Source organism: Paracoccus sp. S3-43 (assembly GCF_029027965.1).
In the GTDB taxonomy this organism is placed as follows: Bacteria; Pseudomonadota; Alphaproteobacteria; order Rhodobacterales; family Rhodobacteraceae; genus Paracoccus.
Window position 1 is genome coordinate 2,968,520 of sequence record NZ_CP119082.1, and the last position, 18,119, is coordinate 2,986,638.

Here is an 18,119-nt window from a genome sequence, read left to right on the forward strand (position 1 = left end):
ATGCGCGGGTCTTCGCAATTCAGCCCTCGCCCGACTGCTGTTCCCGCGGCGGCCTGCCGACGATATCGCGCAGCGCGTCCAGCTCGATGAAGTTGTCCGCCTGCCTGCGCAGATCATCCGCGATCATCGGCGGCTGGCTGCGGATCGTGGACACCACGGACACGCGCACGCCCTGGCGCTGCAAGGCCTCGATCAGCGGGCGGAAATCGCCGTCGCCGGAAAAGATCACCGCATGGTCCAGCCGGGGGGCAAGCTGCATGGCGTCGATGGTCAGCTCGATGTCCATGTTGCCCTTGATCTTCCGGCGGCCCATCGTGTCGGTATATTCCTTGGCGGGCTTCGTCACCACGCAATAGCCGTTATAGTGCAGCCAGTCGACCAGCGGGCGGATCGGGGAATAATCCTCGCCCTCCATCAGCGCGGTATAGTAATAGGCGCGCATCAGCTTGCCGCGCCGGTCGAATTCCTGCCTCAGCAGCTTGTAGTCGATATCGAAGCCCAGGGCCTTGGCCGAAGCATAGAGATTGGCTCCGTCGATGAAGATCGCCAGGCGATCATCCTTGTAAAACATTTTTGTTGCCTTCAATGAAACTGCTCGTTCAACACGCGGGCGAAGCGCGCCATGACGGCCTTCGCGGACTTCATAGAACGAACAGGGGCCTATGGAAAACTTGTCTTTCGGTATCGTTTCCCTGGGCGCGAACCTGCCCTCGGCACGGGGCGACGCGGCCCGGACCCTGCGCGATGCCCTGGCGATTCTGCACGCAAGCCCGGATATTTCAATGGAAAGGATCAGCCGCATCTGGCGCACGCCCGCCTTTCCGCAGGGGTCGGGCCCCGATTACGCCAATGCGGTGGCGGCGATTCGCACCGGCCTGGCACCACAGGATCTGCTGGACCGCCTGCACGGGATCGAGGCCGATTTCGGGCGCGACCGCGGCACCGGCCGCTGGTCGGCGCGGGTGCTGGATCTGGACCTGATCGCCCTGGACGACCTGATCCTGCCCGATGCCGCGACGCTGCGGCACTGGATGGACCTGCCCCCGGATCGCCAGCGGGTCACGGCGCCCGACCGGCTGATCCTGCCCCATCCCCGGATGGCCGATCGCGGCTTCGTCCTGGCCCCCCTGGCCGAGATCGCGCCCGGCTGGCGCCACCCCTTGACCGGGCGGCCGGTGTCGGAGATGCTGGCGCGACTTGGACCCGATGCCCTGTCGGGCATGACACCGCTTGCGCCCGGCAGCGGGCTTGCCGAGGCTTGACAATGGCGCATGGGGCGTTCAAAACCTCGGTTTCGCCCCCGATACCCGATTCGCAACTGCACAGGTGAGACATGGCCCGCGTAACGGTCGAAGACTGCGTCGACAAAGTCCCGAACCGCTTTGATCTGGTGATGCTGGCCTCGCATCGCGCGCGAGAGATCGCCGCAGGCAGCCCGCCGACGGTGGATCGCGACAACGACAAGAACCCGGTCGTCGCCCTGCGCGAAATCGCCGAGGAAACCCAGCCGGTGGACGACCTGCGCGAACGGATGATCGAATCGACCCAGACCCAGATCGAGGTCGATGAGCCGGAAGAAGATGCCATGGCCCTGCTGCTGGGTGCCGAGGTGGATCGCCCCCGCCCTGCCGACGAGGAATCCGAGGAACGGATGCTGCGCATGATGCTGGAAGCGAACCAGCGTTAAGGTCACGAAAACAGGGGTCTTCGGCAAAGAATGATTGATGTCGAAGACCTTATCGCGCTTGTCCGCAACTATAACCCGCGCAGCAACGCGACCCTGATCCGCGACGCCTATGAATACGGGATGCGGATGCACGAGGGGCAGTTTCGCCAGTCGGGCGAGCCCTATTTCACCCATCCCATCGCTGTCGCCGCGATCCTGACGGAAATGCGGCTGGACGACGCGACCATCATCACCGCCCTGCTGCACGACACGGTCGAGGACACGCGGTCCACCAAGGAAGACCTGACCGCCACCTTCGGGGCCGAGATCGCCGATCTGGTCGATGGCGTCACCAAGCTGACCAACCTGGAACTGTCCAGCGCGCAGTCCAAGCAGGCCGAGAATTTCCGCAAGCTGTTCATGGCCATGTCCCGCGACCTGCGGGTGATCCTGGTCAAGCTGGCGGACCGGCTGCACAACATGCGCACGATCCGGTCGATGCGCCCCGAAAAGCAGGTCAAGAAGGCGCGCGAGACGATGGACATCTATGCGCCGCTGGCCGGGCGCATGGGGATGCAGTGGATGCGCGAGGAGCTGGAGGATCTGGCCTTCAAGGTCATCAACCCCGAGGCGCGCAATTCCATCATCCGCCGCTTCGTCAGCCTGCAACGAGACAGCGGCGACATCATCGGCCAGATCACCGCCGATATCCGGGTCGAGCTGGAACGCGAGGGGATCGAGGCCGATGTGTTCGGCCGCGCCAAGAAACCGTTCTCGGTCTGGCGCAAGATGCAGGAAAAGCAACTGGCCTTCTCGCGGCTGTCCGACATCTATGGCTTTCGGATCATCACCCGCACCGACATGGACTGCTATCGCGCGCTTGGGGTGATCCATCACCGCTGGCGGATGGTGCCGGGGCGGTTCAAGGATTACATCAGCCAGCCGAAATCGAACGGCTACCGATCCATCCACACCACCGTCTCGGGGCGCGACGGCAAGCGGGTCGAGGTGCAGATCCGCACCCGCCAGATGCACGAGGTCGCCGAATCCGGGGTCGCGGCCCATTGGGCCTATCGCGACGGCGCGCGCACCAGGAACCCCTTCGCGGTCAATCCCGCCGAATGGATCGACAGCCTGACCGACCGTTTCGAGGACGAGGACCACAACGAGTTCCTGGAAGCCGTCAAGCTGGAAATGTATCAGGACCAGGTGTTCTGCTTCACGCCCAAGGGCGACGTGCTGCAACTGCCCAAGGGCGCGACGCCCATCGACTTCGCCTATGCGATCCACACCCGGCTGGGCAATTCCTGCGTCGGCGCCAAGGTCGACGGGATCCGCGTGCCGCTGTGGACGCGGCTCAAGAACGGCCAGTCGGTCGAGATCATCGCGGCCTCCGGGCAGCGCCCGCAATCGACCTGGCTGGACATCGTCGTCACCGGCCGCGCCAAGGCCGCGATCCGCCGCTCTCTGCGCGAGGAGGACCGCGACCGCTTCATCCGCCTGGGCCGCGAACTGGTCCGGGTCAGCTTCGAACATGTCGGCCGCAAGGTCACCGACAAGGCGCTGCGCACCGCCGCCAAGCAGATGGGCATCGCCGACGGCGACGAATTGCTGGCCCGGATCGGCAGCGCGGAAAATTCCGCCAAGGAGGTGTTGCAGGTTCTCTATCCCGACCTGGCCGCCCACCAGGACGAGATCGACGGCACCCGCCCCTTCGCGGGGGTCGAGGCGGACGCGGATTTCAAGCGCGCGCCCTGCTGCCGCCCGCTGCCCGGCGAACGGATCGTCGGCATCACCTATCGCGGCAAGGGCGTGGTGATCCACGCCATCGACTGCCCGGTGCTGGCGGAATACGAGGACAGCCCCGACCGCTGGGTCGACGTGCAATGGCGCGCGGGCCGCCACCCGGCGGTCTATTCCACGATGCTGAGCCTGACGATCCGCCACGATGCCGGCGTGCTGGGCCGGATTTGCAGCCTGATCGGGGCGCAGGGGGCGAATATCTCGAACCTTGAATTCATGGACCGCAAGCCCGACTTCTATCGCATCGAGGTCGAGGTCGAGCTGCGGGACCAGGAACACCTGCACAACCTTCTGACCGCGCTTGAAGCGGAAAGCGATGTCGCACAGGTTGCACGCATCCGCGATATCGCGAAGAAACCCTGAGGCGGGCATAGCCTGGGGCAGAAGGGAACGACAGCCGTGTTCAAGCGCAGCAAGCCGCGCACATATGGGCAACTGGCCAGCGAATTCGTCTATCCGCCGGGCGGGTTCCGGCGGTCCACCACCTATCTGTGGTATCGCCTGCGCCGCCTGCCCGACCAGCCGCACCGCATCGCGCGCGGCGTGGCGGCGGGGGTGTTCCTGTCGTTTTCCCCGCTGCACGGGTTTCACTTCATCGTCGCGGCCCTGGTGTGCCTGGCGATCCGGGGCAATGTTCTGGCGGCCTTCGTAGGCACCTTCGCGGGCAATCCGCTGACCACGCCCTTCATCGCGCTTGGCGCGGTGGGGCTGGGGCGGACGATCCTGGGCCTGCCGGGCGACATGTCGCCCCAGGTGATCTTCCGCGAATTCGCCCATGCCACGGCGGAAACCTGGCACAACGTCATGTCGGCCTTCGGCCCCGGCCCCACCAGTTGGAGCGGGCTGGCCGAGTTCTGGCACGGCATCTTCCTGCCCTATGCGGTCGGCGGCGCCGTCATGGGCACGATCGCCGCCGCCCTGTCCTATTACATCACCATCCCGCTGGTTCGGCGTTATCACCGGCGCAAGGGGCGCAAGATGGAGGCGCGGATCGCGCGTGTCCGCGAAGCCTCGGACGGCAAGGGGCCGGGGGGCGCGGCGGGCTGAGGCCGGGTTTCATCGCCCTGCCACATCAATGCCGCATCGCTGTCACGATCCCGGCCTAGCAGGTGCCTTCGAAACCGACGAAGGAAACCGCCCATGCGCCCGATCCTGGCCCTGCTGGCCTGCTCTGCCGCCCCGCTTCTGACCACCGCCGCCCTGGCCGAGGACAGCTTTCCCGCCACCCTGGCCGGTCACGCGACCCTGCCCGCCTTCACCATGGTGACGCCGCCCGCCGATGCGCCGCGCGACCTGTGGGTGTCGGGCAAGTTCACCGGCACGACCCGCAACGAAACGCCGATGTCGGTCGAAGGCGACGTGGGCAAGGCCTATGGCGGCCACAAGACCGGCATCTGGCTGCCCTTCATCGGCCAGCCGGTGCAGGGCATGTCGGGCCTGGCGATGAATCGCGACACGGATGGAAGCTGGTTCACGCTGACCGATAACGGCTTCGGCTCCAAGGTGAACAGCCCGGACGCGATGCTGTTCTTCCACCGGATGCAGCCCGATTTCGAGACCGGCAAGGTCTCTCGCCTGGACACGATCTTCCTGCGCGATCCCGACCGCAAGGTGCCCTTCCGCATCGCCAACGAGGCGACCGAGGGACGCTATCTGACCGGCGCCGATTTCGACCCGGAAAGCATCCAGTTCCTGAACGACGAAATCTGGATCGGCGACGAATTCGGGCCCTTCGTCCTGCGTGTGGCGCGTGACGGGCGGGTTCTGTCGGTCCACCAGACCATGCTGGACGGCGCGGCGCTGACCGGCCCCGACACGCCCGGCACCACGGTCCCCGCGCAGCCCGGCACCGATTTCCGCGTGCAGCGGTCCGGCGGATACGAGGGCATGGCCCTGCAACCCGGCACCGGCCTGCTGTGGGGGATGCTGGAAAAGCCGCTGCTGGCCGAGGACGGCCAGCCCGAGGGTGACTTCCTGCGCGTCATCACCTTCGACACCGCGAAGGGCGACTGGACCGGCGACAGCTATCGCTTCCGCCTGGCCGAGGGCGCGACAGCGATCGGCGATTTCAACTTCATCGACGACACCCGCGCCCTGGTGATCGAGCGCGACAACGGCGAGGGCGACGCGGCCCGCGCCTGCGCCGAGGGGGCGGCGGACCAATCCGCCTGCTATCCCCAGCCCGCGCGAGTCAAGAACGTGGTGCTGGTCGATACCGCCAGCGTCGATGCCGAGGGCTTCATCCGCCGCATCGGCCATATCGACCTGCTGGACATCGCCGATCCCGACAACAAGGCCCCCGAGGGCCTGACGGCGGACAGCCGGTTCGGCTTTCCCTTCTTCACCATCGAGGACGTGGCCCGCGTCGACGACACGCATATCCTGGTGGCGAACGACAACAACCTGCCCTTCTCGGGCGGGCGCGAGATCGGCAAGGCGGCGGATAACGAGTTCATCCTGCTGTCGGTCCCGGAGCTGCTGGCCGCGCGCTGAGTTGCGCAGGCGGGGGACTTCGCGTCCCCCGCACCCCCTGCGGGATATTTGCGCCAAGATGAAGATCAGCCGCTGGCCTGTGCCAGGGCCCGAAGATAGGTCGCAGACCACCAGCCGACATCCTGTTCGACCACGCCGCGCAGCAGGGCTGCGTGGCGGTCGCGGCGTTCGTCAAGCGGCATGGCGATGGCCTGCTGCATGGCCTGGGCCAGTTCCCAGGGATCATGGGGGTTGATGATCAGCGCATCGGTCATCGCCTCGGCCGCGCCGGCGAAGCGCGACAGGATCAGGACGCCGGGATCGGCGGGGTTCTGGGCCGCGACATATTCCTTGGCCACCAGGTTCATGCCGTCGGCCAGGGGCGTGACCAGGCCCACGCGGGACTGGCGATAGAGGCCCGCAAGCTCGTTGCGGGGGATCGGGCGGTGGATGAAGCGGATCGGCGTCCAGTTGACGGTGGCGAACTGGCCGTTGATGCGGCCCGCGAGATGTTCGGTCTCCTCTCGGATCTGCTGATAGGCGTCCACGGATTCCCGCGTCGGCGGGGCGATTTGCAGCAGCATCACCTGTTCGGTCAGCGAGGGGTCATTTTCCAGCAGATATTGGAAGGCCCGGAACCGCTGCGGGATGCCCTTGGAATAGTCCAGCCGGTCCACGCCGATCATCATCTGCGATCCGGTCAGGCTGCGCATCCGGTCTTCCTCGCGCGCGCCCTCGGCCTCGGCGATGAAGGCTGCCGCGTCGATGCCGATGGGAAAGACGCCCGCGCGGATGTGGCGGTCCGAGATGCGGAAATCATGGTCCGACATCTGTTCGGCATCGGTCAGGCTGCGGGCGCTTGCGGCGAAGTTGTCCAGGTCGCGCTGCGCCTGGAAGCCCAGCAGGTCGTAATGGGACAGCCAGTCGAACAGCTCTGGCGGGTTCGGCAGCGTGGCGCAATCGGCGGGACCGGGAAAGGGGATGTGCAGGAAATGCCCGATCGGTCCCCGAACCCCCAGCTTGCGCAATTCCTGCGCCAAGGGGAACAACTGGTAATCCTGCACCCAGATCTGGTCATCGGGGCGCAGATGCGGGGCCAGCAGCCGGGCGATGCGTTCGTTGACCCGGCGATAGCCGTCCAGGTATTCCGGCAGGATCCGCATCAGATCCGCGCGGCCATGGCAGACGGGCCACAGCACGGAATTGGAATAGCCCAGGTAATATTCGTCGTGATCCTGCGGCGTCAGGTCGAAGGAGGCGCGCTGGAACGCCGCCCCTTCATGGAAGGCCAGGGCGTCGGCCGGATCCTCGACCGTCTCGCCCGAAAAGCCGACCCACAGCCCGCCCGAGGTGCGCAGCGCGTCCTGCAAGGCGACGACCAGCCCGCCCGAGGGGTTGTCGCCCAGCGGAATGCGGTTCGACACGGCGACAAGACGCGACATCAGCGCAGGCCCCCAAGGGCTTCGTCCAGCCAGCGGGCCAGGGCGGCGGGGTCGTCCAGCCGGTATCGCGCGACGCTGTCCCCGGCGCCGATCTTGATACCGTCCCCGCCAAGCGCCTGGGCGCGGGCCATCGCCGCCTCGTCCGTCAGGTCGTCGCCCGCATAGACCGGGACGCGGCCCGAAAAGGGCGGCATGGCCATCAGCCGGTCCAGGGCGCCGTCCTTGCCGGTGCCCGCCGGGCGCAGTTCCACCGCCATCTTGGCGGGTTGCAGGACCATGTTGGGATGGGCGTCGGCCAGTTGCTGCATCACCTCCTCGACCACCAGGCGCAGCGACGGGTCGGCGCGGTAATGCAGCGCGACGCCATGCGGCTTGCGTTCGACCAGGATCGCGGGATGCGCCGCCACCGCCCCGGCGGCGGCGGCGTGCAGGGCGGGAATGTCCAGATCGGCATCATGGGTCGCCGCGATGTCCTTGCCGCCCAGGGCCAGTTCGGCCCCATGGCTGCCCGCCATCGCGCCGGGAAAGCCGGGCAGGTAACGCCGCAGATTCGCCACGTCCCGCCCCGAGATCAGCGCCACCGCCCCGCCCAGTGCCTCGTGCAGCCGTTCCAGCCGTCGGGCCAGCCCAGGCGGGACCGTCACGGCATCGGGGCGGGGCGCGATCTCGACCAGGCAGCCGTCGAAATCCAGGAACAGGGCGGTGTCTGCGGTCAGGGCGGGAAGGGACAGGGCTGGCGGCTGCATTGGCGCGCATTCTCCTTTGCAACGGGGATCCGGAACTCTAACCCCTTGGGACGGCATCGGTTTCACGAAAGCGCGAGATTTTCCGCCGCGTTACCATTGCCCCGCGCCGCCTGCCGCGCCATCGTCGTGCCAGACCCGGAGGATCACATGCTGCCACCCATCCTGCAAGACCTGCGCATTCCCGTCGTCGCCTCGCCGATGTTCATCGTCTCGGGGCCGGATCTGGTCATCGCGCAATGCAAGGCCGGCATCGTCGGCAGCTTCCCCGCCCTGAACGCGCGCGAAAAGGACGGCGAGCCGCCCCTGCTGGACGTCTGGCTGACCCGCATCGCCGAAGAGCTGGACCGCCACAACCAGGCCAACCCCGACCGGCCCGCCGCACCCTTTGCCGTGAACCAGATCGTCCACCGCAGCAATGCCCGGCTGGAGCGCGACATCGAGATCTGCCACCGCCACAAGGTGCCGATCTGGATCACGTCCCTGGGCGCGCGGGTCGAGGTGAACCAGGCCGCCCATGACTGCGGCGGCATCGCGCTGCATGACGTGATCAACAACGTCTTCGCGAAGAAGGCCATTGAAAAGGGCGCGGACGGGCTGATCGCCGTTGCGGCGGGCGCGGGCGGCCATGCCGGGCCGCTGTCGCCCTTTGCCCTGATCCAGGAGATCCGCGACTGGTTCGATGGCCCGCTGCTGCTGTCGGGGGCCATCGCCACGGGCCGGGCGGTGCTGGCGGCGCAGGCGATGGGGGCCGATCTGGCCTATATCGGCAGTCCCTTCATCGCCACGACCGAGGCGAACGCGCCCGCCGACTACAAGCGGATGATCACCGAAAGCGGGGCGATGGATATCGTCACATCGTCGCTGTTCACGGGGGTGTCGGGGAATTACCTTGCGCCGTCGATCCGGGCGGCGGGGCTGGACCCGGACAAGCTGGAAACAGCGGACGCGTCCGCGATGAATTTCGGCGGCAATGCGTCCAGGGCCAAGGCCTGGAGCCAGATCTGGGGATCCGGCCAGGGCATCGGCGCGGTGCGCGACATCGTGCCCGCCGCCGCGCGGATCGACCGGCTGGCCGCCGAATATGCCGCCGCAAGGGCCGCGATCTGCGGCTGACCTTTGCGATCCGCGCCCGGCGCCCCATATTGGGGCGGAACAGGACCAGCGGAGGACAAGCATGGCCTATCAGAAAACCGCCGAAGCCATTGCCCGGCTGACGCCCGAACAGCGTCGCGTCACCCAGGAAAACGGCACCGAGAGGCCCTTTACCGGCGAATACGACCACCATTTCGAACCCGGCATCTATGTGGATGTGGTCTCGGGCGAGCCGCTGTTCGCGTCGTCGGCCAAATACAATTCCGGCTGCGGCTGGCCCGCCTTCACCAAGCCGATCGACGGAAACGTGACCGAACACCGCGACAGCTCGCATGGCATGGTCCGGGTCGAGGTCCGGTCGAAGCATGGCGACAGCCATCTGGGCCATGTCTTCCCCGACGGTCCGCCCGATGCGGGGGGCCTGCGTTACTGCATCAACTCGGCGTCGCTGCGCTTCGTGCCGAAGGACCGGATGGAGGCCGAGGGCTACGGCGCCTGGCTGCCCCAGGTCGAGGAGGCGGGCCGATGAGCGAACGCGCGGTTCTTGCGGGCGGCTGCTTCTGGGGGATGCAGGATCTGATCCGGCGCCTGCCCGGCGTCATCGCGACGCGCGTCGGCTATACCGGCGGCGACATCCCGAACGCCACCTATCGCAATCACGGCACCCATGCCGAGGGGATCGAGATCGTCTTCGATCCCGGCATCGTCACCTATCGCAAGCTGCTGGAGGTGTTCTTCCAGATCCACGATCCGACCACCCCCAACCGGCAGGGCAACGACATCGGCCCCAGCTATCGGTCAGCGATCTATTACGCGGATGAGGATCAGAAGCGGGTCGCCCTGGAAACCATCGCCGACGTGGATGCCTCGGGTCTGTGGCCCGGCAAGGTCGTGACCGAGGTCGAGCCGGTCGGCGATTTCTGGGAAGCCGAACCCGAACATCAGGATTACCTGGAACGCTTCCCGAACGGCTATACCTGCCACTTCCCGCGCCCGAACTGGGTGCTGCCGCGACAGACCGCCGCGGGATAGCGGCTGGCGGCTCAGGCCCGGCCCGCCGCCGCCGACAGCAGCGACGGGTCGATGCCCTGGGCGCGCAGTGCGGTCTGCCATTTGTCGGAATGGGCGGTGCTGAAGATCAGATCCTCGGCCCCGTCGCCGGTCAGCCAGCCGTTTTGCAGCATCTCGTCTTCCAGCTGTCCCGGACCCCATCCGGCATAGCCAAGCGCCAGCACCGCCGAGGCCGGGCCATGGCCGCTGGCCAGATCCTCCAGGATGTCGCGCGTGGTGGTCATGGCCAGCGTCCGGCCGATGCGCAGCCGCCCTTCCGGGTCGTCGCCATGTTCGGGGACGTTGTGCAGCACGAAGCCGCGCCCCGGTTCGACCGGACCGCCGAAACGGACCTCGATCCGCCGGGCGGCGGCGTCGGTCTCGATGCCAAGCTGTTCCAGCAGGTCGCCAAAGTCGATTTCCGGCAGCGGCCGGTTCAGGACCAGGCCCATCGCGCCCTGGTCGGTATGGGCGCAGACCAGCACGACCGAGCGTTCGAAACGCGGATCGGCCATGCCGGGCATCGCGATCAGGATCTTGCCGGTCAGGTTGGACGGGTCCGCCGCGCCGGACGGAAGGCCGGCAGAGCTGCTGTCGTGACTGTGGGGACTGCTCATCTGTTCTCCTTTCCGTCCTAGATCGGCGTTGGCGTCCGGTGTTGCAAGCCCTGCGCGCAATTGTGACTTCATCCGCGCCCCGCCTGCCGCTATCGCTTGGGCCATGATCCGTTCCGCCCTGACCCTTCTACCCTGCCTGTGTCTCACGGCGCTGCCCCTGGCCGCCGAAGCCCCCACCCCCGGCCTGGCCGGCATTCGCATCCTGCCGGGCTGGACCCGGTCGGATGGAAGCCGCATCGCCGCCATAGAGTTCCGGCTGGAACCCGGCTGGAAGACCTATTGGCGCAATCCCGGCGACAGCGGCCTGCCCCCGGTCTTCGACTGGTCCGAATCGGGCAACCTGGACCGCGTGACGCTGCACTGGCCCGCCCCGCAGGCGATTCCGTCCGACGACGGGACGGCGCTTGGCTATCACGACCGGCTGGTGCTGCCCTTTACCGCGACCCCGGCAGCCCCCGGCGGCGGGGTCGAACTGGCGGTGACGGTCGATTTCGGGCTGTGCAAGAACATCTGCGTCCCGGCCCATGTCACCCTGACGGCGGGCGCGCCGGGGGCCGGGCCGGATCCCGCGATCCTTGCCGCGATGGACCGGGTGCCCCGCACGACCCCCGGCAGCCCCGATTGCGCGGTGCAGCCGATCGCCGACGGGATGCGCGTCACCGCCACCCTGCCCCGCCCCGTCGCCCTGGCGGCGATGGAACTGGCCGATGCCGAAGTCTGGACCTCGGGCGCCGAGTTGCGGACGGATGGTGGCGTCACGACGCTGACGGCCGATTTCGTCCCGCCCCAGGCCGCCCCCTTCGACCTGCCCCGCGACCGGCTGGTCTTTACCCTGGTCGACGACCAGGGCGCGGTCGAGATGCGGGGCTGCGCCGGATAGCCCCCGGCGGCCGTCAGGGTCTGTCCGCCCCCTCCAGCCGCGCGGCCAGCGACAGCAGATCGGCCCAGGCTTCCCGCTTGGCCGGGGGGTTGCGCAGCAGATAGGCGGGATGGGTCATCGGCAGCGCCGGGCGGCCATAGGCCTGCACCCAGTTCCCGCGCAGCCGCAGGATGCCGCGCCGCCCGATGGCCGCGTCGCAGGCGATATTGCCCATCAGCACGATCAGGTCGGGGGCCACCAGGTCGATATGGCGGCGGACGAAGGGCAGGCTGACGGCGATCTCGTCGGGGCGGGGGTCGCGGTTGCCGGGGGGACGCCAGGTCAGGACATTGGTGATGTAGAGCGCCTTTTCCGCATCCACCGCCCGGCGCGACAGGCCGATGGCGTCGAACATCCGGTCCAGCAACTGCCCCGCGCGGCCGACGAAGGGGCGGCCCTGGCGGTCCTCCTCGTCGCCCGGCGCCTCGCCCAGGATCAGGACGCGGGCCTTGGGATTGCCGTCGGCGAAACAGAAGTTCCGCGCGCCTTTCTTCAACTCGATCCCGTCGAAACCTTCCTGCGCGGCGGCCAGGGCGTCCAGCGTGGCCGCCGACGCCGCCAGGGCCTCGGCCTGGGCCAGGCGGGCGGGCAGGCCGTCATCGACGGGGGTCAGCGACAGGGCGGGGGCCGCCGGGGGGGCCAGCGGGATCTGCGGCGGCGCGGGGGGGGCCGCCAGGTCGAAGCGGTCCACCGGGGCGTCCAGCATGGGTTCGTCCACGCCCATCTCGGCCTGCCATTCCAGCAGCGCCAGCGCCGTGGCGGCATCAAGTTCGATCCCGTGATAGGTCGGCCGGTCCACCGTCAGTCCACCACCAGCATGTAACCCGTGCCGCGCACGGTTTGCAGGAATCGCGGTTCCCTGGGATCGGGTTCGATCTTGCGCCGCAGCCGGGTGATCTGCACGTCGATGGCGCGTTCGGAATTGTCGCCCTCGTCCCCGCCGCCCCGGCCCAGATCGTCGATCAGGTCGGCGCGGCTGACCGGTTCGCCCCGGCTGGCGGCCAGGCGGCGCAGCAGCGCCTGTTCGGTGCCGGTCAGGCGCAGATGGCTTTCGCCCTGCCACAATTCGCCCTTGTCGATGTCATAGCGCAGCGCCCCCAGGGTCAGGAACTTGGGCTGGTGAACCTCGGGGGCGGGAATGCGGCGCAGGATCGCGTTGATACGCAGCAGCAGTTCGCGCGGCTCGAAGGGCTTGGGCAGGTAATCGTCCGCGCCGACCTCAAGCCCGGTGATGCGGTCCTCGGTCTCGCCGCGGGCGGTCAGCAGCAGGATCGGCGTGGTCAGCCTTTCGCGCAAGGACCGGGTCAGGGCAAAGCCGTCTTCGCCCGGCATCATCACGTCCATCACGATCAGGTCGAAGTCCAGCCCGGCCAGCAACCGGCGGGCCTGGGCGGCGTCGCGGGCCAGCGTGACCAGAAAGCCGCTTTTGCGCAGGAACCGGCCCAGCAGCGCACGGATGCGTTCGTCGTCGTCGACGATCAGCAGATGGGCGTCAGACTGGCTCATGTCGCGGGCCTTATTCGGGCAGATCCTTCATCGACTGATACTGCGCCCGCGTCTCGGGGTCCATCATCGCCTCCAGCACCTGACGAAAGCCCGCCACCGCCTGCGGCCCGGCCGCGCGATAGGCCTGGCGCATCCGCGCCCGCTGCGCCTCGGACAGGCGGCGTTCCAGGGCCGCGCCCTTGTCGGTCAGGAACAGCAGCCGTTCGCGCCGGTCACGGCGGCCGATGCGGCTTTCCACCAGCCCGTCGTCGATCAGCGCGCGCAGCACGCGGTTCAGCGACTGCTTGGTCACGCCCAGCACGTCCAGCAGCGATGTCACCGTCAGCCCCGGATCGCGATGGATGAAATGCAGCGCCCGGTGATGGGCGCGGCCGTAATCCAGCCCTGCCAGTATCAGGTCCGGGTCGGCGGTGAAGGCGCGATAGGCGAAGAACATCGCCTCGATCCCGCGACGCAGCTTGTCGTCGGTCAGGAACAGCAGATCCTCGCCCATCAGGGTATGAACGCGCATCGTCTCGGCCATCGCCACTCCTTTTCCCGGTTGCCCCGGTGATAGGGCAGTGTTGTTGACTTTCCACGATTCGATTGCTAGGCGTCAAGGGCTTCGCGCAACAAAAGGGCCGGTTCCGGGCGGACCCGCGCAAGAATTGAAAAGCCCGGCGGGATTGGAGAGAATGATGACGGCGGCCTATGACGATCGCGACGGCAAGATCTGGATGGATGGCGAACTGGTCGACTGGCGCGACGCGAAGGTGCATATCCTGACCCACGCGCTGCATTACGCAAGCTCGGTCTTCGAGGGCGAGCGGTGCTATGACGGCACGATCTTCAAGGGCCACGACCATTCGCTGCGGCTGATCGAATCGGCCCGCCTGCTGGACATGCAGTCGCCCTACTCCGCCGAGGAGATCGACGCCGCGAAGGAATCCGTGCTGAAGGCCAACGGCTTCACCAACGCCTATGTCCGCGCGGTGATGTGGCGCGGTTCGGGCCCCGACATGGGCGTGTCGGCGGCGCGCAACAAGGTCCGCATGGCCGTGGCCTGCTGGGAATGGGGCAGCTATTACGGCGACGCGAAATGGCAGGGCGCGAAGCTGGACGTGGCGAAATGGAAGCGCCCGTCGCCGGAAACCATCCCGACCGCCGCCAAGGCCGCCGGTCTTTACATGATCTGCACGATGTCGAAGCACGCGGCCGAGGCCAAGGGCTGTTCCGACGCGCTGTTCATGGACTGGGAAGGCTATGTCGCCGAGGCGACCGGCGCCAATATCTTTTTCATCAAGGACGGTGAGGTCCATACCCCCCAGGCCGACCGCTTCCTGAACGGCATCACCCGCCAGACCATCATCCAGATGCTGAAGGACAACGGCACCGTGGTCCACGAACGCCGCATCCGCCCCGAGGAGCTGGAGGATTTCCAGGAATGCTTCCTGACCGGGACCGCCGCCGAGGTGACCCCGGTCGGCCAGATCGGCGACTGGCATTTCCAGGTCGGGCAGACCACGCGGAAGATCAGCGAGGATTACGAAAAGCTGGTCAGGGCGTAACAGCCCGCGCGCAGGGTGCGTGCAAGCGCATCCCTCGGATCCGGGCCGTCCGCAGGGGCGGCCCTTCGCTTTCTTGCCTCGTCCGCGGCAAGGGTGCATGAAGCGGCGGACGACAACCGGGCGATCAGATGAACCCCCAGGCATCCTGGATCTCTTGCAGCTTTTCGCTGCGGCAGCCGCCGCCCTGACGCTGGCCGTGGCGCTTGGGCTGCAAAATCCGTTCTGGGCGGCGATGCCGATCTGGGTCGTGGCCCAGCCGCATCGAGAGGATCTGTTGCAGCGAGCCTTTCTGCCCCGCGGGAATCGCGGCGGGGATGACGCTGCGCATCTTCAGCATCATCATCGGCGCGGCCCGCAGCCCGGTGCCGATCCTGACCTTCATGCTGCCCGGCGCACCATCCCCGCCGCGCATTAGGAAAAGGCCGCCCCGAAGGGCGGCCCATCGCGGTCATCGCATCTGTTCGCGTTCGATGCGCAGGAATTCGGCCGCCTGGCGGTTGTCCTCGGCCCGCATCTGCGGACGGGTATGCAGGATTTCGATGGCGGGATGGGTGCCCGATTCGCGTTCGTATCGGGCGAATTCGCGCAGGCGCGCGCCGCTGTTCTCTCGGGGTTGGTCGATAATATGCTTGCTCATATCCGGCCTCCTCTGGGGCAGAGAGAGCGTCACTATAGGACCGAATCGCCCCGGATCAAACCCTCAGGCGGCCTTGACGCCCTGGGCGGCCAGAACCGCGTGCAGCGCCACCGGGTCGTCATTGGCGCGCAGCTTGGCGCGCAGGTCGGTGTCGCGCAGGGTGCGGGACACAAGCGCCAGGGCCTTGAGGTGATCGACGCCGCTGGATTCCGGCGCCAGCAGGCCGAAGACCAGATCGACGGGCTGGCGGTCCACCGCGTCGAAATCGAGGGGCTTTTCCAGCCGCACGAACAGGCCCACCACCGTGTGCAGCCCATGCAGCCGCGCATGGGGCAAGGCCACGCCTTGGCCGACGCCGGTCGGCCCCAGGCTTTCGCGTTCCTGCAACGCGTCCAGAACCTCGGTCGCGTTCAGGCCGTATTCGGCATGGGCCAGATCCGCAAGCTCCTGAAACAGGCGCTTTTTGGACGTTACCTGCCCCAGGGACCGCACGGCTCCGGGCTTGAGGATTTCGGTCAACTGCATGGCTGGCGTCTTTCCCAAAGGCTCAAGCGCCCCCGCGCAGAATGCCGGGGGCGCGTCAACTCTCGTTTGTCAGGCGTTCCGCGCGGCGGCCTCAGCCATTGCCGCGCGGGTCGATCCAGCCCACATTGCCGTCGTCGCGGCGGTGGACCACATTGACGCCCCCGTGCTTTTCATTGCGGAACACCAGAAGCGGGGTGCCCGACAGTTCCATCTGCATCACCGCATCGCCCACCGACAATGTGGGCACGCGGGTTTCCATCTCGGCGATGATGATCGGTTGCAGGCCGCTGTCCTGCGCTTCCCATTCATCCTCGTCGGCGGCCAGCACATACATGCCTGCCTGGCCGAATTCAACCGGTTCGGACCTGTCCTTGTGGTGATCCTTCAGGCGGCGCTTGTAACGGCGAAGCTGCTTGTCCATCTTTTCGCGGCAGGCCTCGAAGGCGGCATAGATCTCGGTCGCGGCGCCGCGGGCGGTCACGTTCAGTCCGGTGGACAGATGCACCACGGCGTCGCACAGGAACTGATGGGCATCCTTGGAAAAGGTGACCGTCGCATCCGTGGGGCGCTGCGAATATTTGCCGACCGTTTCGCCCACTTGCGTCTTCACATGCGTCGAAAGCGCATCGCCGATATCGATCTGTTTTCCGCTGATGGTATAGCGCATCGTCTTTCCTCTCGGTTGCCCGTCTTCCATGCGCCGGCCCGTTCAAAGCAGCCGGCGCGCGGCGGAAACGGGGTTGGCGAGGTGCGGTCTTGGTCCGCGCCCCCGTGAATCAATTTGGTGACAGCAAACCGGTTCTGTCAACGGGGCGCAGATCCGTGTCAGGCGATTTCGCGCGCCGCCAACCCACGACCATCAGGCCATGCGGAAGCCTTCGCCCAGATAGACCTCGCGCACCTTGGGATCGGCGACGATCTGGTCGGTGCTGCCCGACATCAGCACGATGCCGTCATGCAGGATATAGGCCCGGTCGACGATGCCCAGCGTCTCGCGCACGTTGTGGTCGGTGATCAGCACGCCGATGCCGCGCGATTTCAGGTCGTGGACCAACCCGCGAATCTCGCCCACGGCAATGGGATCGACGCCCGCGAAGGGTTCGTCCAGCAGCAGGAAGCTGGGATCCGAGGCCAGGCAGCGCGCGATCTCGGCCCGGCGGCGTTCGCCCCCCGACAGGGCCAGGGCGGGGGCGGCGCGCAGATGCTCGATCGAGAAATCGCCCAGCAACTCCTCAAGCCGGTCGCGGCGGTGGCGGGGATCCTCGTGGACGACCTCCAGCACGGCCATGATGTTCTGCTCGACCGTCAAGCCGCGAAAGATCGACATTTCCTGCGGCAGATAGCCGATGCCGATCCGCGCGCGCCGGAACATCGGCAGGCGCGTGGCGTCCTGCCCGTCGATCAGCACCTGCCCGGCATCGGGCGGCACAAGCCCGGCGATGCAGTAAAAGCAGGTGGTCTTGCCCGACCCGTTCGGACCCAGCAGGGCCACGACCTCGCCGCGCGCCAGATCGACCGACACGTCGCGGATCACCGGGCGGTTGCGATAGGACTTGCGCAGCCCCCGGACCCGCAGCCCGTCGCCCGAACGCGCCGCCGCGCCCCGCATCAGTTGCCGCCCGGTTGCAGGACCGACCGCACCCGGCCCTGGACCTGTGCGGTGCCCGATTCCAGGTTCACCTGCATCGTCTCGCCGGTCAGCACGTTCTGCCCCTGCGTCAGCACCACGTCGCCGGTCAGCGTGACATTGCCCGATTCCACATCATAGGTCGCGGCCTGCGCTTCGGCCGCGTCCTGGCCCGACACCAGCGTCACGTTGCCTTTGGCGTCCAGCGACCGGATGCGGTCTTGCCCGCCCTCGGCATAGATCACCGTCACGCTGTCGGCGGACAGCCGCATCTCGCCCTGGCCGATCACCACGTTGCCGGTAAAGACCGCGCTGCCGTCGGCCTGGTTCACGGACAGGGTGTCCGCCGCCACCTCGACCGGGGCCTTGACGTCGGCGCGCATCCCCCCGAAGGCGACGTTCTGCGCGACAGCCGGGGTTGCGGCAAGGATCAGGGCTGTCAGCAGGGGGCGAAGCATCGGTTCGGTCCT

At 67.4% G+C, this 18,119-nt stretch carries 23 protein-coding genes; 11 read left to right on the top strand and 12 right to left on the bottom strand.

From position 1 onward, the window contains the following. Positions 1 to 19 precede the first annotated feature (19 nt). Positions 20 to 571, bottom strand: coding sequence for a LabA-like NYN domain-containing protein (locus tag PXD02_RS15395; RefSeq protein ID WP_275104701.1), 552 nt, complete (start codon positions 569 to 571; stop codon positions 20 to 22). A gap of 91 nt (positions 572 to 662) precedes the next feature. Here PXD02_RS15395 and folK point away from each other — a divergent pair, with 91 nt between their 5' ends. From folK to PXD02_RS15420, 5 genes are all read left to right on the top strand, one after another. Beyond that, on the top strand, positions 663 to 1,262 hold the full coding sequence (gene folK / locus PXD02_RS15400) for a 2-amino-4-hydroxy-6-hydroxymethyldihydropteridine diphosphokinase (RefSeq protein WP_275104702.1): 600 nt from the start codon (positions 663 to 665) through the stop codon (positions 1,260 to 1,262). Between the two features lie 71 nt (positions 1,263 to 1,333). Next, positions 1,334 to 1,687 (top strand): DNA-directed RNA polymerase subunit omega, encoded by a 354-nt coding sequence (rpoZ, locus tag PXD02_RS15405; protein ID WP_126152809.1) that lies wholly within the window; start codon positions 1,334 to 1,336, stop codon positions 1,685 to 1,687. A gap of 30 nt (positions 1,688 to 1,717) precedes the next feature. After that, complete coding sequence (locus PXD02_RS15410) at positions 1,718 to 3,832, top strand: RelA/SpoT family protein (RefSeq protein ID WP_275104703.1); 2,115 nt, start codon at positions 1,718 to 1,720, stop codon at positions 3,830 to 3,832. A 36-nt stretch (positions 3,833 to 3,868) separates the two neighbouring features. Then, complete coding sequence (locus tag PXD02_RS15415) at positions 3,869 to 4,516, top strand: DUF2062 domain-containing protein (RefSeq protein ID WP_275104704.1); 648 nt, start codon at positions 3,869 to 3,871, stop codon at positions 4,514 to 4,516. Positions 4,517 to 4,609: 93 nt separating this feature from the next. Then, positions 4,610 to 5,962 (top strand): esterase-like activity of phytase family protein, encoded by a 1,353-nt coding sequence (locus PXD02_RS15420; protein ID WP_275104705.1) that lies wholly within the window; start codon positions 4,610 to 4,612, stop codon positions 5,960 to 5,962. Between the two features lie 65 nt (positions 5,963 to 6,027). Here the strand turns inward: PXD02_RS15420 and PXD02_RS15425 are convergent, their stop codons facing one another. Both PXD02_RS15425 and otsB read right to left on the bottom strand, forming a co-directional pair. Continuing rightward, positions 6,028 to 7,383, bottom strand: a complete 1,356-nt coding sequence (locus PXD02_RS15425; protein WP_275104706.1) for an alpha,alpha-trehalose-phosphate synthase (UDP-forming) — start codon at positions 7,381 to 7,383, stop codon at positions 6,028 to 6,030. Further along, complete coding sequence (otsB, locus tag PXD02_RS15430; RefSeq protein WP_275104707.1) at positions 7,383 to 8,129, bottom strand: trehalose-phosphatase; 747 nt, start codon at positions 8,127 to 8,129, stop codon at positions 7,383 to 7,385. The genes PXD02_RS15425 and otsB overlap by 1 nt, the downstream gene beginning before the upstream one ends. Positions 8,130 to 8,276: 147 nt before the next feature. On the opposite strand from otsB, the gene PXD02_RS15435 reads away from it, so the two are divergent. The 3 genes from PXD02_RS15435 (at position 8,277) to msrA (ending at position 10,253) form a co-directional block, all read left to right on the top strand. Then, entirely contained in the window at positions 8,277 to 9,242 is a 966-nt protein-coding gene (locus PXD02_RS15435; RefSeq protein WP_275104708.1) for an NAD(P)H-dependent flavin oxidoreductase, read from the top strand. Positions 9,243 to 9,303: 61 nt separating this feature from the next. Next, complete coding sequence (gene msrB / locus PXD02_RS15440) at positions 9,304 to 9,750, top strand: peptide-methionine (R)-S-oxide reductase MsrB (RefSeq protein WP_275104709.1); 447 nt, start codon at positions 9,304 to 9,306, stop codon at positions 9,748 to 9,750. Then, positions 9,747 to 10,253, top strand: a complete 507-nt coding sequence (msrA, locus tag PXD02_RS15445) for a peptide-methionine (S)-S-oxide reductase MsrA (protein ID WP_275104710.1) — start codon at positions 9,747 to 9,749, stop codon at positions 10,251 to 10,253. The genes msrB and msrA overlap by 4 nt, the downstream gene beginning before the upstream one ends. 11 nt (positions 10,254 to 10,264) lie before the next feature. Here the strand turns inward: msrA and PXD02_RS15450 are convergent, their stop codons facing one another. Beyond that, entirely contained in the window at positions 10,265 to 10,795 is a 531-nt protein-coding gene (locus PXD02_RS15450) for a YqgE/AlgH family protein (protein ID WP_275106450.1), read from the bottom strand. Between the two features lie 196 nt (positions 10,796 to 10,991). Between PXD02_RS15450 and PXD02_RS15455 the strand changes: the two genes are divergently transcribed. Continuing rightward, positions 10,992 to 11,768 carry a protein-disulfide reductase DsbD domain-containing protein gene (locus tag PXD02_RS15455; RefSeq protein WP_275104711.1) on the top strand — a complete coding sequence of 259 codons (777 nt, stop codon included), beginning with the start codon at positions 10,992 to 10,994 and terminating at the stop codon, positions 11,766 to 11,768. A gap of 13 nt (positions 11,769 to 11,781) precedes the next feature. Here PXD02_RS15455 and PXD02_RS15460 read toward each other — a convergent pair whose 3' ends face one another. Genes PXD02_RS15460 through PXD02_RS15470 form a run of 3 tightly spaced genes read right to left on the bottom strand, consistent with a single transcriptional unit; the run spans position 11,782 to position 13,836 of the window. After that, the gene (locus PXD02_RS15460; RefSeq protein ID WP_275106451.1) at positions 11,782 to 12,612 is read right to left on the bottom strand and encodes a uracil-DNA glycosylase; all 831 of its coding nucleotides are present in this window, start codon (positions 12,610 to 12,612) and stop codon (positions 11,782 to 11,784) included. After that, positions 12,609 to 13,313 carry a response regulator gene (locus tag PXD02_RS15465; RefSeq protein WP_275104712.1) on the bottom strand — a complete coding sequence of 235 codons (705 nt, stop codon included), beginning with the start codon at positions 13,311 to 13,313 and terminating at the stop codon, positions 12,609 to 12,611. The genes PXD02_RS15460 and PXD02_RS15465 overlap by 4 nt, the downstream gene beginning before the upstream one ends. 10 nt (positions 13,314 to 13,323) lie before the next feature. After that, positions 13,324 to 13,836, bottom strand: coding sequence for a MarR family winged helix-turn-helix transcriptional regulator (locus PXD02_RS15470; RefSeq protein WP_275104713.1), 513 nt, complete (start codon positions 13,834 to 13,836; stop codon positions 13,324 to 13,326). Between the two features lie 154 nt (positions 13,837 to 13,990). Here PXD02_RS15470 and PXD02_RS15475 point away from each other — a divergent pair, with 154 nt between their 5' ends. Both PXD02_RS15475 and PXD02_RS16925 read left to right on the top strand, forming a co-directional pair. After that, positions 13,991 to 14,860: a branched-chain amino acid aminotransferase gene (locus tag PXD02_RS15475; protein WP_275106452.1), complete on the top strand. Its 870-nt coding sequence runs from the start codon at positions 13,991 to 13,993 to the stop codon at positions 14,858 to 14,860. Between the two features lie 97 nt (positions 14,861 to 14,957). Continuing rightward, entirely contained in the window at positions 14,958 to 15,275 is a 318-nt protein-coding gene (locus tag PXD02_RS16925) for an FUSC family protein (RefSeq protein ID WP_473092034.1), read from the top strand. 33 nt (positions 15,276 to 15,308) lie between these two features. Here the strand turns inward: PXD02_RS16925 and PXD02_RS15485 are convergent, their stop codons facing one another. From PXD02_RS15485 to lptA, 5 genes are all read right to left on the bottom strand, one after another. Beyond that, the gene (locus PXD02_RS15485) at positions 15,309 to 15,497 is read right to left on the bottom strand and encodes a hypothetical protein (protein ID WP_275104715.1); all 189 of its coding nucleotides are present in this window, start codon (positions 15,495 to 15,497) and stop codon (positions 15,309 to 15,311) included. A gap of 63 nt (positions 15,498 to 15,560) precedes the next feature. Beyond that, complete coding sequence (locus tag PXD02_RS15490; RefSeq protein ID WP_275104716.1) at positions 15,561 to 16,022, bottom strand: PTS sugar transporter subunit IIA; 462 nt, start codon at positions 16,020 to 16,022, stop codon at positions 15,561 to 15,563. A 91-nt stretch (positions 16,023 to 16,113) separates the two neighbouring features. Next, positions 16,114 to 16,689, bottom strand: a complete 576-nt coding sequence (hpf, locus tag PXD02_RS15495; RefSeq protein ID WP_275104717.1) for a ribosome hibernation-promoting factor, HPF/YfiA family — start codon at positions 16,687 to 16,689, stop codon at positions 16,114 to 16,116. 192 nt (positions 16,690 to 16,881) lie between these two features. Then, positions 16,882 to 17,631, bottom strand: a complete 750-nt coding sequence (gene lptB, locus PXD02_RS15500; RefSeq protein WP_275104718.1) for an LPS export ABC transporter ATP-binding protein — start codon at positions 17,629 to 17,631, stop codon at positions 16,882 to 16,884. Beyond that, positions 17,631 to 18,107, bottom strand: coding sequence for a lipopolysaccharide transport periplasmic protein LptA (lptA, locus tag PXD02_RS15505; RefSeq protein ID WP_275104719.1), 477 nt, complete (start codon positions 18,105 to 18,107; stop codon positions 17,631 to 17,633). Before lptA ends, lptB begins: the two co-directional genes overlap by 1 nt. Positions 18,108 to 18,119: the final 12 nt, after the last annotated feature.